Source organism: Sphingobacterium sp. CZ-UAM, from assembly GCF_002000245.1.
Classification (GTDB): Bacteria; Bacteroidota; Bacteroidia; order Sphingobacteriales; family Sphingobacteriaceae; genus Sphingobacterium.
Genome location: NZ_MTCM01000002.1, coordinates 568137 through 583334, shown reverse-complemented (window position 1 = coordinate 583334; position 15198 = coordinate 568137). Strand labels below are relative to the sequence as shown.

Annotated in this window: 12 protein-coding genes; 1 reads left to right on the top strand and 11 read right to left on the bottom strand. The window is 39.1% G+C overall.

The genetic code is table 11. The features are described 5' to 3' along the window. Positions 1 to 12: 12 nt before the first annotated feature. From BWD42_RS12540 to BWD42_RS12515, 6 genes are all read right to left on the bottom strand, one after another. Positions 13 to 762 (bottom strand): YoaK family protein, encoded by a 750-nt coding sequence (locus BWD42_RS12540; RefSeq protein WP_077436723.1) that lies wholly within the window; start codon positions 760 to 762, stop codon positions 13 to 15. Continuing rightward, entirely contained in the window at positions 746 to 1246 is a 501-nt protein-coding gene (locus tag BWD42_RS12535; RefSeq protein WP_077436722.1) for a hypothetical protein, read from the bottom strand. Before BWD42_RS12535 ends, BWD42_RS12540 begins: the two co-directional genes overlap by 17 nt. Next, entirely contained in the window at positions 1233 to 1751 is a 519-nt protein-coding gene (locus BWD42_RS12530; RefSeq protein ID WP_077436721.1) for a hypothetical protein, read from the bottom strand. The genes BWD42_RS12535 and BWD42_RS12530 overlap by 14 nt, the downstream gene beginning before the upstream one ends. A gap of 130 nt (positions 1752 to 1881) precedes the next feature. After that, the gene (locus BWD42_RS12525) at positions 1882 to 3240 is read right to left on the bottom strand and encodes a sensor histidine kinase (RefSeq protein WP_077436720.1); all 1359 of its coding nucleotides are present in this window, start codon (positions 3238 to 3240) and stop codon (positions 1882 to 1884) included. Positions 3241 to 3268: 28 nt separating this feature from the next. Continuing rightward, positions 3269 to 3985, bottom strand: coding sequence for a response regulator transcription factor (locus BWD42_RS12520; RefSeq protein WP_217700070.1), 717 nt, complete (start codon positions 3983 to 3985; stop codon positions 3269 to 3271). 150 nt (positions 3986 to 4135) lie between these two features. Then, the gene (locus tag BWD42_RS12515; RefSeq protein ID WP_077436719.1) at positions 4136 to 5125 is read right to left on the bottom strand and encodes a helix-turn-helix transcriptional regulator; all 990 of its coding nucleotides are present in this window, start codon (positions 5123 to 5125) and stop codon (positions 4136 to 4138) included. Positions 5126 to 5266: 141 nt separating this feature from the next. Between BWD42_RS12515 and BWD42_RS12510 the strand changes: the two genes are divergently transcribed. Further along, positions 5267 to 5587: an ABC transporter ATP-binding protein/permease gene (locus BWD42_RS12510; RefSeq protein ID WP_077436718.1), complete on the top strand. Its 321-nt coding sequence runs from the start codon at positions 5267 to 5269 to the stop codon at positions 5585 to 5587. Positions 5588 to 6059: 472 nt separating this feature from the next. Here BWD42_RS12510 and BWD42_RS12505 read toward each other — a convergent pair whose 3' ends face one another. From BWD42_RS12505 to BWD42_RS12485, 5 genes are all read right to left on the bottom strand, one after another. Beyond that, entirely contained in the window at positions 6060 to 7190 is a 1131-nt protein-coding gene (locus tag BWD42_RS12505; protein WP_139351139.1) for a cytochrome-c peroxidase, read from the bottom strand. Between the two features lie 65 nt (positions 7191 to 7255). Next, positions 7256 to 8812, bottom strand: coding sequence for a DUF6850 family outer membrane beta-barrel protein (locus BWD42_RS12500; protein WP_077436717.1), 1557 nt, complete (start codon positions 8810 to 8812; stop codon positions 7256 to 7258). A 141-nt stretch (positions 8813 to 8953) separates the two neighbouring features. After that, positions 8954 to 10270, bottom strand: a complete 1317-nt coding sequence (locus BWD42_RS12495; protein WP_077436716.1) for a DUF4876 domain-containing protein — start codon at positions 10268 to 10270, stop codon at positions 8954 to 8956. A gap of 18 nt (positions 10271 to 10288) precedes the next feature. Continuing rightward, the gene (locus BWD42_RS12490; RefSeq protein WP_077436715.1) at positions 10289 to 13054 is read right to left on the bottom strand and encodes a TonB-dependent receptor domain-containing protein; all 2766 of its coding nucleotides are present in this window, start codon (positions 13052 to 13054) and stop codon (positions 10289 to 10291) included. Positions 13055 to 13445: 391 nt separating this feature from the next. After that, the gene (locus tag BWD42_RS12485; RefSeq protein ID WP_077436714.1) at positions 13446 to 15194 is read right to left on the bottom strand and encodes a RagB/SusD family nutrient uptake outer membrane protein; all 1749 of its coding nucleotides are present in this window, start codon (positions 15192 to 15194) and stop codon (positions 13446 to 13448) included. Positions 15195 to 15198: the final 4 nt, after the last annotated feature.

Sequence of the window (15198 nt, the reverse complement as noted above, 5' to 3'; positions counted from 1 at the left end):
TCGTCAAGAGAGTTAGGCAACCAACTCCTCGCGATGACGTTTTACAAATTGTTTTTTAAGCAGATATAGTTTATAATGATCATATAAACCTATGATAAGCAAAACAAAACAAACTACATAAAATGTTTTATTAGACAAGTAATTAAAGGATATTCCACTGAGTAGTCCTCCCATTAAATAACTTGTGACAATGGTCAGTAACAAATGAAACTTATCCACTAAATCTTTATTGCTTCTATTGGCTTCTTTTGTGAACATGGATATTAGTATCGCTAGATCGGTCGTCAATCCAGTCAAATGGGTGGTTTTCACAACAGAATTGGATATACTTGCAGTAAGTCCATTTTGTAAGCCCATCGCAAATAATAATGCCCCAACCAATATTTCAGTCTCCTTAAGTGAATCTTCGTAGAACACGTCGAGATATATCCCGACAAACAAAATACTTAATATCTCCAGCACCAAGGGTATAGAATGGGTCAGGTATGCGCTGAACTTTCCCTTACCATGAATGATAATCAGGTTGGAAAACATGCTTCCAATGAGGAACAACAATATCCAAAACAAAACGACAGCACCTTGATACCAGTTTCCTTTCGCGATCTCCTGTGCAAAAACAGCATAATATCCTGTTACATTAGATGTAAAGGAAAAAAATACAATAACTGAAGCGACGTTGACCATACCGGCAGAAAATGCCGTTAGTCCGCCTAGTTTTATATTGTCTTGAATTGTCCTATGATTGCTATATTTTCTTAGCATATTCTTCCTTTCCTCCTTTTTTCAGTACGATACGTGCTATTCCCTTGGTCTGCATATCCAGATTGAGATGTAGAACCAGCTGATTTTTGTTCAGTTTCTGTATAACAAAACTTTCCACGAGTTCATTATTTTTTCGCAGCTCAAGGATATGTCCCCTTCCTTTCAAAAACCAGTTATACTGCTTATCCTTGTGGTGGGCCACCAAATTCTTTTGGCCCAATTTTTCAAAATGCCATAGGCCATCCTGTAATGGCGGCAAATGCGCGATGGCGGCATCTTTGATCCCTTCATGGATAATCGCCTGTTTTTTAAAGGTTGGCGATTTCTCCACCTTTTCAAAGTACCAGCCCTGTTCTTCCCACTCTCCTTCCAAAAGTCGTTCGGGGTTTTCATAAAACATGACCATCGCTGATGCCCCAAAAAGCAACAATGCTAAAAAGACAAAGTTGAATCTTGCCAGTATTTTTCTTTTAATAGTTAACATCCCATTGTTTGTTAAAAAATAAATCCGCTAAGACATTTCCTCCTGTTTTGTGCGTTGCCGGTTTTTCAACAATGGCTACATGCCTACGTTTACTTTCGTTGAGGTCCAACAAAGCCTGTCCAACATCAAAAAAATGTCTTGTTCTTTTTTCAAATTGATAATCTGTTGGAATCTTGACCTCGTCAATTCGCGCTCCACGCAGATAATGATGTAAATAATTGGGATTGTCGGCACCGATAATATCTGCATAGATATTCAGTTTACGGTTTTCATATCGGTGGCAGATCATTTGGCAAGCTTTCAAAAAATCCTCTGACTGAAGGTCATTGAGTTGATCCTCTAGTGTGATTCCCAATAATTCACTGATTGAAGTGCTACTTTTATTTCCATAAACCAAAATGACGTCAAGCTGCTCAGCTGTTGATTGCTCAATACTATGGATTACAAAAAAAAGTGAATCAATTGTAAAATCACTTGGAATCAATATTCGTGTCGCTTTTGCCATGCCCAATTATTTTTTTAACAAAGTTAATGGGCACACATGGCAAAGGAATGAAGCTAGAATTAGCTTTTCATTAGAATTTTAAGAGACTTATTAAAATGGGATTAAAAATAACAAGGAAATTAAAATGGGATTAAAACCGAATGTAGGTTGGCAATTCAATCTCTACCGTTGTGCCTTCCCCAACGACGGAATTGACTTTCAATGTCCCACCGTGGAGCTTAATAATATTTCTTGCTAAGGGCAGGCCAATGCCGTATCCATCTATTCCATTGGTATTGGAGGCTCGAAAATAAGGATCATAAATATATCCCAATTCTTTTGACGGGATCCCAATACCTTTATCTTTTATAAGGATAAACACTTTATTGTTTAATGCGCCCAAGGCAATATATGCAGTCCTATTGGAGGAATACTTACAGGCATTACTAATAATGTTGGATAATGCAAGCTGGAGTAAAATAGCATTTCCATTGACTTTGAGTCGCATACTGTCATCGGGCAGCAAACTAAAATCTGTCGTAATTTTAAATTTGTCATTGATGGCTTTAACAGTCAACTCAGCATCCATAACAATCTGGTCTATACGAACAGGATTAAATGTTGTCGAATTACTTACAAAACCAGTTCGGGCCAACATCAAAAGCGCCTTGGTCTTTTTTTCTAAATGTTCCGCAGATTCTATAATTTTACATAAGGTACGTTGATATTCCTCAACTGTTCTTTCTTTGGACAGCGCTAAATCAGCCTGTCCTATAATTGAGGTCAGGGGAGTATTCAATTCGTGTGAAGCATTGCTGATAAAATTTTTCTGGGTTTCAAAAGAGGTTTCTAAACGTGTCAACATGCTGTTGAATGTAAACGCAAGATCATGAAGTTCACCCTTATATTTTTCTTCATCCAGGCGTTTATCGAGATTCTCAGAACCAATCTGTTGAACCTCCTTCATCATGGTCAGAATAGGTTTTAGAAATGAACGTTTCATAAAGACAGAAACCACCAAAATAAAAAGAATACCCAAAATCAGACTAATAATAAGCAGATTACGCAAATAGGCCAGATGATGGGTATAGAAATAATTTTCCGCCGATGCACCGACGATATAATGCTTGTTGTTTTTTGTAAAATACTTTGTCGAATAAAATTGGTGACCTGCTTTAAAATTTGATGTTCCGGTCTTGTTTATTTTATCCCACAATTCAGTATAGAACCCCTGGCTCTGAACAATTTTTCCATTCTTATCAAATTCAACCAAAAATTCATGCTGATTGTTCAGATTTTCTATAAAATCCAGGCTCCATTGATCTGTTTGCGAAGCAGATTTGCTATTAAGGAACTTTTCTGCTGCAATATTTCTTCGCAGATCCAGCCGTTTATAAAAATCGGTGAATGCAAAGTTTGTGATGGAGTAAAAGATAAAGCCTACGAAACAGCTGACATATATTACTAAAATTGTTATGAGATAGATGAGCTTCCTATTGTAATTATTCATTTTAACCTATTCAGTATTCTTAATCTATTCAATCTTCGATTTTTAACACATAACCCATTCCAATAACGGTATGAATGGCTTTTTTGCTCGTTACCTTCTCGATCTTCTTCCGCAGGTAATTAACATATACATCAACGACATTTGATCCGATATCAAAATTAATTCCCCATATTTTATCCAATAATTCACTGCGCTCAAATACTTTCTTGGGGCTTTGGATAAATAATAAAAGTAACCGATACTCCGTGCTGGTCAGGTTAAGTTCCTCACCTTCACAATAGGCAACTTTCTTATAATCATCAATGGCTAGAAATCCATAACTGAATGTATCTTTTGGAGGTTGTGCTTCACGTTGGGCCGCCTGAACAATGGATTGCTGTCTACGGATCAATGAACGTATTCTGGCTTTGAGTTCGATTAATTTAAATGGTTTAGAAAGGTAATCATCAGCGCCATTGTCAAGACCAAGAACAACGTTTTCAGGGGTTCCGAGTGCAGTAAGCATCATAACAGGTAGATCAGTATAGCCCCATTGTCTGATCTGTTTACAGATGTCTAGTCCATTGGTCCCGGGCAAAAGAATATCCAAAAGAACAAGCGCTACATCTTGTTTGGCCAATAGTTGCTCAAGTCCTTCGGCACGCCCCAAATGAATGACCTTATAACCCTCTTCGCCCAATCCCTGTAAGATCAAATCCGCAACGTCTTGCTCATCTTCAACCAGAATAATTTTATGCTCCTCCATATTCATCATAATGTGTATTTCCCGTTATCGCGCATCGCCAAAGCATAAAAATACTGTTTTGATCCTACAGACACAAATCTCCGGTCTACGATAAACAGAATATATGCCAGATAAATCCGGATATCATAGGGGTCATGCAGGTCGGATAAACTAGCTGTATGTCTTTTTTAATTTACTTGGTGGAAATCCAAATTTCCGCCTAAAAGCATCTGAAAAATGACGCTGATTTTTATACCCAATGGCATCAGAGACTTCACCAATGGTCATGTTTTTGTCTAAAATGAGTTTTTTGGCATGTTCCATTTTTGCATCATTCCAAAAACCGAAAACTGTCGTACCAAACAACTCCTTAAAACCCTTCTTTAATGTAAACTCATTTGTTCCGACCAGATGGGCCAGGTTGACAAGCGTATTGTTTGAATCCATATTATCCAATAAAAATTCACGGACCGCATAGATTTTATCAACATCAGGCTTTCTGAGGGTCGTGTTCGAAACGCTATTGTCAGCTAACTGCTCCAACTGAAGCAGCAATAACTCCATGATCTTGGCTTCAAGATATATTTTTTTAAAAACACCCTTCCGTTCACAATGCATGATACTATCAATAAGAGCATACATTTCGGGGGTAATTCTTCTATTACTTTCCGCCATTAGGCCAGATTTCCCCTTTTCAATACTATTTCTAAAGTCATTAAATAAGATGAAATTATCGGGTAGAAATTTCTTAAAAAAATCTGGTGATAAATTGATCTCACATAACTGGAATTCTTCACGTTCCCATTGCATCTGGCCACAGATCGAATTGCCATAAAGGATATTGTGCTGGCAAGTTTCAAAATCTATGGTAGCGGCTAATGTCTCCCCAGCTGCCCGGCTTCTACCCTTCAATGCAAAATGCATTTCGACCGTCTCAAAGTCACTTTCAAAACGAAACAGTATCCGTTCATACAGATTTGCATGACCAAAGCCAATATGAATTCCATCAAAAAAGATCTCTTTGTAATAGCCATCACCAAATGGAGCACCCAACTGTGTGACACATTCCTGGATACCGGCATCGATTGAAAAGAAAGTCTGTGGATAGTTTTTTTCCAACAATAAACTAGCCGAATCAATATCATAAAGTCTTAATCCCATTCCATATTTCTTTAAGGTTCAACTATTCCTTTTCACGGACTTTTTACTCCTTATTACATACCCAACAATGGCACGATAGCTATTATCTTTGGCTAAATTACAAATTTATTTAGAATGATTCTTAATTATTTAAATAAGCACATGCAAAAGAAAAAAACTGAAACCAAGCTGTCATTAATTCAGGATATAGACAGCCACTTGCTCCCAGATAGCATTTATAATAATATCAAAATGGGCAATCCCCTCGCCAGTAAGTTGGATATTATACTCGCCGCAGAGAAAGCCATGGTACTGGACTTTGCTTGGGAGTTTCCGCATGGTATGGACACCTTTGTTCATGATGAGCGTTACCCACTTTCGGACGATCAAAAGCAACGTATCAATTTGGCCCGCATAATTTTAAGAAATATACGAAACACGACATCTGAAGCTAATATTTCGAGTTCTGATGTATTGCAGTGATCTAGCCGTTAGGAATCGAAAAGGATCTTACAACAAAACTAAACAGACTGGTTTTAGACCGTGGTTTGGGTTTCCTATAAATTAAAAAAAGCACATAAACGCAAGCACATTCAAACTCGTATAAAAGCCTCCTTATATGCCATTATTATACTCATAAAGCACATTTCGTTTTGTAACAAATTAGTACTTTATCTGTGCTTTATCTGTACTTAGCTCGTACTATATCTGTACTGGGGAATTGCTTCGTCAAACAGGGAATAATTTGATAACTTAGAAAATATTACAATAACTATAAGAACTATTTTTTTACCAAAATAGAACAGCAAAATTTAGCCCTATTTGAAAAGTCAAATGGGGTTAAATAAACCCTTTAAAGCTCAGGTCTATTCGGAGATTTTTAGCGGGAAGCGACGGCCAACCTACGACGACAGTCCATCTTATGATTCTTAATTACATTAAGCGCCTGTAGGCACTACCGAGGCAGGCTTTCGGGACGGCGCATTCGAAAAGATGTCGCTGTGATGGCATGTAAAAATGCTTCGATATCTTTTATTTCCTCTTTACTAAGATTCAAAGGGCGCATTAATGGATCTGTAACTGGATAAAGTGGATCTTTGGCCTTCTGATCTGGCTTCGCAGAGTTCATTTGCATCCCACTGTTATACATGTTCAACAATCCCGTCATATTCCAGAATAATCCATTGTGCATCCACGGATCGGTATTCATTACGTCCCGCAGTGATGGCGTCCTAAAACGTCCTACGTCAGCTGGATCTTTGGTAACCTCATACCTACCCAGATCTTGATATTTACGCTTGTAATAAGTCAGTCCGATGTTATGATACGCATCATCCGTAAAAAACTGGCCATTGTGACAATTCATACATCTCGCTTTTGTACGGAAGAGATGCAGTCCGCGTACCTCCTGCTCGGACAACACCTTATAATTACCATCCAAAAACTCGTCAAAGCGGCTACGTCTACTTGTCAAAGTCCGTTGGAAAGCACCTAAAGCCTTTAAAACTTCCGGCATGGAATAGTCTTCCTCACCAAAGGCTGCTAAAAACAGCTTGTTATAGGCCGGGATAGCTTTCAATTTTGGAATCAATTTGGTCAGCTCCATATTCATTTCATGATGTGCTTCAATAGGACCGAGCGCCTGCTCTTCCAGCGACTTGGATCTTCCATCCCAGAACAATTCTTTCCGCGCATACACATTCAGTAGTGATGGTGTATTACGCGTCCCCTCCAAATGATCATTGCCAACCGGAACCGTCAATTTATCAGCCCATGATGTTTGGGGATTGTGACAGCTGCTACAGGAAATCTGATTACTACCTGACAGTATCGGATCAAAGAAAAGATATTTTCCCAACTTGACATCCGGCTTTTCCATCAAAGAAAAATAACTTGAGTCAACCTTGGGCAGTGACTTAAATTCCTTCCAGCTGACACCAGCATCAATCGTCGGTTTAGGCCACTCGCTTATCGGTCTTCGATAAAGCAACTGCAGTTCTTCATACAATGCTTTTTGTTGATCTTTCATAGATAATAAACCAACAAGTCCAATGATACTGACCAATACTGCAAAATGTTTTTTCATGATTATACAACCTTAAATATGCTCAAAAAATGCCTGCTGTTCCTTCACTTGGGGGTATGATTGCATCAGAAAATATACGCAACACCCAATTTGCCTAGAAACCTATCTTTACCGGGTAAGGCAGACAAGTCATAATTCAATGACATCAGATCGCCCCGGTGCTGATAATCCAACTGAAACTGTACACTCCAGTCTGTTTTGTCCCGATGGGTCATCCATACCCATGATGTTGTCCAAGTGCTGCTTGAAGCGCTCTCATAAAGGTAATCCCGATAAAGAATCTGCTTCGCAAAATTACCTGTATTCAAATCCGATACACTTAAATCGTTCGCGGGAGACCATTGCCTGAGATAATAGACAGAACCCAATAGATCAGATCGCTCATTTATCCGTAATCTGCGGTTTAGACCAATCCCTGCTTTGATCTGATCGACATCCATTGCATTGCCCGTCACTCCATCTTTTTTTCCAATATTTCGTAGCGCTATACTCCCTTCGGTCTGAAACTGACGAAAACCAAACAAGCCCTTGATTTGCATCTGATTTTGCTGATAGGTATAATTATTGGATAAATAGGTATAGTTAAAATCTTTCCCTTCTTCAATCCGCCCCGTTAATGCCAGTTTCAATGATTTTTGGTTCTGCATCTGACGGCTCCATAAAAAATCTATTGAGCTGATATCCTTTGTATAATCATTTAGCAATAAATAAGTCTGTTTAGAATTATCATTTCTTCTGAAAGATTGCTTTTCATTTATATAGCGTCCGTTTAGGTAGATCTTATCCGCTCCATTAGGTTTTAGCAGCAGATGTCCGCCAATTCCAGTCCGATTGATGATATCATTGTAGTTGATCTCGCTTATCCTTTCGTGAGCATTTCCAAAACCGTTCATTATCCAATTGACATACAATGGATCTTCGGTATTTTTGGTATATTTTTCATTTTTATAGCCTACATTTACCCGTTCAGAACCGTAGCCCCAAATACCCGAAAGATGATAAGAAATCTTTGAGAGATTGTGTCCTACACTCAGTTCAAACTGTAAATTCATGTCTTTAACATCACCCCTCGGATCATTATTGGAGTAATGAGAACCTAACCTATAATCAATCGCCAAGGAAATGGGTAGCCGATTATTTAAGAATGGATGCTGAATCCCGGCATCCAATTTATATGTTTCCCGATTATATTTGTTTTTTTTCAGGGAGCCAAAATAAACCGGAGCGTCTTCATTCCATCGGGATTGATGACGCATGGCAGTGCTATCCTCCGAACTCCGGTCGTAGGAAAATCGTCCCCAAAAATTAGTCTTTTGCCATTGTGTTTTCCCTTCTGTATAAATGCCGGTCTGTTTTAGTTCATTGGCGCCCTGAGCAGGCTGAAAACTTCCTTTAGCAACCATCTGTTGAATCCCCAGTATAGAAGACTTATTCTTCATTTCCTCAGAAATCCACACCCTATTTCGGGCGGCCATATCATGAGATAGAATAGATGAAGGTTGGTACCAGTAAAGTGTCGCTGTCAATGAATCCACCGCTGCACTTGATTTCATCTGTCCTTGCACAGCAAAGGAGCTAAGGAAAAATACGATAGCGGAAGTAATAGTTTGAATACTTTTCATCTATTTCATTGTTTTATTGATGACCTTTTCAAGCTATAAGTGAGCGTTTAGATGGAAAATCATCTGGAACGGTCATCAGCTATTAGTTCAAATTCCATCCGCTTGACAGTAAGCAGATGGAATAGAATTGCATCGCACATTTTAATCCCCAAATCCGAATGGGTTTGCTTTTATGACAACAAAATCCGCTGTAGAATTATTCGTATCCTTCAACTTTCGAACGCCATTAGTGGTTTTATCGGTTTTTCGAATCACGGATTGTGATGAGTAACCGCCGAGTGTTACGAATGTAAAGCCTGCATCTAAAGCTGGTGGTAGTTTTTTAGGGATTCTTTCATCTGTCGTATTGGGTTGCACATCCACAGCATCCATAATCCAATTGACAGGCAACTGTCTATATTTTTTTACTGTAGCACCTGGTGGATTTATGGACGGTTCAGGGTAGCTAGGAAGATTCGTTACTGCGGCGCGATCAGCATGTTTAAATATCACGTAAGCATCCCGTCCTAAATTATCTAAAATCCAATCGTTGCCCACATAATCTAAAATTTGCACATTAGGGACCTTTAGGTTGTCAATATCAGACGCGAATGGTTTATTCCCTGGAATATCACCATAATATACTTCGAAGCTTGCGTTGCTCAGATCAACTGTCAGTTCAGGTCTTTTAATGGTCACTTCTTTTCCGTTATTTCCGACAAACGGTACTTTATGGTTTAAAGCATTCTGCGCAATCACAATACTTTTACCAGGTTCTACAGGATAACTTTTCCCATTTCCCGGAATCATAAACAGATCTCTTAAATAGACATAGTCTGTATTCGCGGTTTCGCCGACAGTCATCCCCATTGATTTACTCCAATCCAATTGTCCATTGTTCTGATAGTAAACAGCTTCGTTTGTATTCCGTTGTCTTCCCCACAGACGGCCAAAATAAAGGCTATCAGCATATAAAACCCGGTCGGTATTATTATAAACTTCAAAAAACTGATCTCTATAAAGAGCACCATCTTTATTGTCTGATCCGGCATAATAGATCTGTTTTATAACAAAATTGCCCAGAAGGCCGGCAATTAGTTCAAGATCCAAACTCGAGGAGCTGGTTAGGTTCACTTTTTTTATCGCCGCATTAAATGTGACATCCTCAAAAATTGCTTCCCCCGTTGAGTTAAAATATTGGTCTTTTGGGATTGTAATGGAAGCATCTATATCGTATTCGCCTGGCATAATGGATACCAGATTAACCACCCCTTGGGTCGGCGAATAGGTCATACTGGTCTTTGTCGACAGATTGGTCACTTTAACAACCACCTTGCTCAGATCTAACTTGCCATTTAGTTCCGCTGATGCGTATTTTAAATTTAATTTAATATCTAAGGGTTGTACACCGGGTGTATTATCTTTTTTACAAGATATAAAAGGCAAAAATAAAAGAGGAATCAAATAACGTGTTTTCATATTGTTTAGTTTTTGAGTTTAGAATTTATAGGTAACCTGCGCGCCATAGTTCGGCGACGAATTGGGGGCCTTTACTCCGGTCGCCCCTTCTCTGTAAAACCTCGGCTGATAATCCAGGAAATTATACACATTAAAAGAGAGATAGATATTCTTGCCTATCTCCTTGGCCATATTGAGATTAAAGTTCCAATACACATAATTATTATCGGCATTGACACGATCCGCGTCGACTTTTCTTTTCTCATAGAGTTCGAAATGTTTTGGATTCGTTATATCAAATTGATCAATCACATGATATTCATAGTCGCGGGTATAATATCCTACGGGTATAATATCCCTATAGGCAGTTTTGCTATAATTATACAATTCACAGTCGGCACTCAATTCGATAATCAATCGCAGCGCCGGAAAATGCGTTGAGCTCCGGAGCTGCGCTCTGCTCAAATAACTTTTAGTAGATGTAGCCGGAAAAAAACCGATTACAATATCATCCAATGCTGTGCTTTCGGAATTAAACGGTACACTGTTTAATGTCGAAGAACTTGCATTCGCAAACGTAAATGCAGCTGTTGCCGAAAAAGTTGTCATGAGAGATGAAATGCGAGGAGTTGAATACATGACCTCAGCACCAAAGTTGGATGAACTATTCCTATTGTCAAAGTATAAATTGGACAACAGATACCGCTTTGTCCCGGTCTCCCTGATAATTGGTTTAGCGCCCGGAACCGGGGTTGCCGAATATGCAGGTAAGTCTTTCACTTCATATTCAGTAGCGGTATTGATACTACGTGCATTTTTTTTATAGAAAAGATTAGTTCGTAAATAATGTCCATTTTTGTTCCAGGACAAGGAAGACTCTAAGGTCTGTCCCATACTGCTTTTCAAGTTGCTATTATCTTTTTCATACCGTCTCAGATAAATCAAAGCGGTACTCTCATCCTCCCTTCCATTATAAGCATTCAACAGAACAATCTCATCAAATGTAGGTCCGGGATACAATTGAGCTAATCCAGGAGATTTAAAAGACAGACCATAAGCCAGTCCAATGTGCGTGGATTTGGAAAGCGCGTAATTGATATTCGTTCGGGGGGAAAATGAAGAATGCCCATTCATTAGGTCCCAGCGAAGCCCCGCTCTTATGGTTAGCTCTTTATCAAATAATTTCGTGCGTGTAGCATCCTCAGCATAGAAACCGAAATTTTGTAGGGCATGCAACAACGAGAAGTCGTAATATCGATCTGATCTGCTTCCTAGGTCCTTTTTTGGCATAGAAGGATCCGCCAGACGCCCCCTGCCCCGATTAATATCGTAGCTATAATTTGCCCCAAAATTTATTTTGTGTGTCATATGCCCTGTGATTGCAAAAGCATTCGCTTCGAGCCTCCCATTTAAATTTAAAGGTCTATTGTCCACAGCATCTACTGCAGTGTATTGCCCTGGTGCATATTGTCCTTCCACAATTCCTGTTCGGACAGAATCGGTATAGAGCACAATGGCATCATTATAATAATGTTCCCTATAGGTGTTCTGTTGGCTGGAACTTATGCCTGCATTAAAATTGATGTTTTTGAGAAATCCATCATCCAATTTGTAACTTGTACGGCTAGCTGCATTCCATCCCCAACCACCAAATGAAATTGCATTGGACTGTGGATCATCCGGATCTTTGTTCACCCGGTCAATCACTTTATTGTAAGATCCTGAAAAAGTTTGTTTTAACCTTTTTTCGGTCCCAAAGTAATTTGTCCAGATCAATGTCCCATTCACACGGTCATATTGCTTCAACTTATCCCTATTATCCGCATAGGATTTGACATAACCTATATCCGTATTGATCGTCCCCAAGTTCTTCCCGAGGCTCATACCTTTGGATAATCCATAGGAGGTGGCATTACTACGAACCTGAAGCCGGAAAAAAGCAGGGGTCTTTCCTGCCTGCCTTTCAATGATTACAGCTCCGTTGGATAAATCACCATAACGTGCCGGTGCGACCCCCGATATTACCTCTAGGCGCTCGATATTTTCTACAGGGATCTGACGTAGGTCCACACCGCCAAAAACATTCTCACCGGAATAAGATTTTGTCGTTCCCGGACGCCCTGTCAATCCATAATCTGAAGGTTTGATCGAATTGGTTGCTCCTGACATTCCAAATATACCGGGGTTACGTCCTTGTATATTTCCATTATTTCCAAGGGTAATATCATCCATAACGATTGCAACTCCAAAAGCATTATTGAGTTCATCTGCATTCCGTGTGCCGCCAATAGTTTCTTTAAAGGCACCACGCAAAGTCAGCATTTGCATGTCCTGTACGGAAGGTGCTGTGTTTTTGCGGTTAGGAAGGCGGTTTAATAAATCATTTACACTTAAGGCGGGATACCTTTCGATCATTTCGCGGTCAAATACTAAGGAAGAATTACTTAGTTCCCCCTTTTTCGCCTGTACAGCCACCTCATCGAGCGCAAGGCTCATGTCTTGCAAGACAAAATTCTCAACCTTTTTTACTGAGTCCAATAAAATTGTCCGCTCTATCCCCTTTTTCCCTAAATAAGAGACCGATAAAATAATCGATTTCCCAAACTGCTCGGTTGGAATTTTTAGACTATATTCGCCTCGATTATTAGTTATGCTAGACAGATCCAGTTGATTCAACATTACGGTGCTTCCCGATAATAGACTTTTCCTACTATCGGTAACTTTTCCCTGAATTAAAACGGATTGCCCATACACATCCATAACAAGACAAAGCGAGGCAAAAAGAGTCCAATATTCCTTTTTCATAAGCACGAACAAAAACGCATTCAAAAATACGCTTGTTTAAAATCGTTCTAAACAGATGCAAATATATGCTATTTAAACGCACTTATTCAAATTATTTTTAATAAATCTAAATTACATAACACAATTTAAACCACAAACAAATACAAAAACGCATAAAAACGAACACACCAGCTGAACTATTCACTAATAGTTTATAAATGGATAATCGAAGGGAAATTAACGGGGGAGATTCAGTATTAAAGAAAGTCTTTTTGATGACAAAAGCAATCCGAAAACTTTGGCAAGAAAAAAATACCATTAAAAACGGGGACATCACAGGAAAAACACGATATACTTATCATCAAGTTAAAAAATAGGGTTGCTGATCAGCAACCCTAAAATATGGATATTCTTAATTCCCCCAGCCTGGGTTCTGCTTTAAGTTTGTATTCAATTGAAGTTCCTGTACAGGTATCGGATATAAATAGTCCTTATTTTCATCAAATACCTTTTTAATCAGCGGGTTGACAATCACATTTCCGCTATTTCCAAATTCCAGCGAAATCTCTGACCCAAGTTTCAGCAATTGTACTCCCGGAGCAGTAGGCTTTTCCCCTTCATAGATCCAGATATCATCTTTGCCATCATTATCCAAATCAAATTTGCCTGTCCCCGGAAAGTACATTCCTTTAAACTGCCTTGTCACTAATTTTCCGCTTTTCCAACGTAAGATATCATCCCAACGAAAAGATTCCATGACCAATTCTATACGGCGTTCCCTTCTTATTTCAAGTATCACACCTTTCAGATTACCACTTACATTTTTGTAATCTTCTTCCAAAAATGGGTCCGGTTTTAAATTAGCCTGTTCCATGTTCATGTTAGGCATACCCACCCGGTCACGTAGCAACTTGATTGACATATCTAAGTCGCTTTGGTTCAATTTCCCCAGTTCCGCTTTAGCTTCAGCATAGTTTAACAGCACCTCTGCATATCGAAATATAGGCATATCGTTTTCAGACCGGTTAAAATTATCGTATTTGACATCCCCTACAAATTTAATCAGTTGATAACCCGTAACCGAATTTCCAAAACTAGGTGCGACTGGTGCCGCACCACCGATACGTTTATATCCCGGAGTACGTATAGTCTGGCTCAAACGAGGATCGCGATTTTGCACTTCCTCTTTAAAGGTCATCGTCCGATAATTTGGTTTATCGGTGAATCTACTTCCATCATTCATCAGATAGGAATCCACTAAATTTTTATCTAGTCCCGGCTTTCCATAGGAAGCAGTAATCGTATAATAGTTGACATTATGCCAAATCTGCAAAGCATCCGAAAACTTTCGAGCAAGGATGATTTCGCTGGGAATACTATTCACACTATTGAACAGTGCGCCATAAGAATTCGTACCGGCACCATTATAAATACTATATTGTCCGCTTTTTATCACCTCCAATGCGGCATCTGCAGCTATTTCCAGTAATCCATTCGCCCCGGGCAAATTAAATTCAGTATGGTATTTTCTAAAGGTACCTTCAAAAAGAGCTACCCGGGATTTTAATGCCAGCGCAGTCCACTTCGTTGCCCGTTCCGTATTTGAATCTTTCTTTTCAAAGGGTAAATATTTAATAGCGTAGTCTAAATCTGCAATAATATTGTCAACGATCAGTGCCCGGGGATCACGGGGTTTCTTGAGTTGTTCCTCATCATCTTTATCTATGACCTTATCATACCAGGGTACATCACCAAAACGCTTCAATTTATCGAAATAGAAATAAGCCCGAAAAAACCTAGCTTCTGCGGCATAAGGCGCTGCAGCAGCCTCAGGAACAGTATTAAAACAGTTTTCCAAAAAATAATTAATGTTGCGAAGATTAGTCCAGGTCCATCCGCCGCCACTGATAGGTACCTGCCTTTTTCCTGTCAATTCGTCGTCCAATGTTGTTTTAACAATATTATCAACCGACTCATTATAAACCCCTTCGGCCGATGGCAGTGCATCGTAAAATGATTTTGTAAATAATGCCAGATCTTTTTCTGTTTTAAACGAATCTTCGGGCCGCACAGCAGACTCGGGTAAACGTTGCAGATAATCTTTCGTACAGGCTGTCATGCCTATACCCAACAAGATGTATATAAAAAATATTTTTTTCATGATA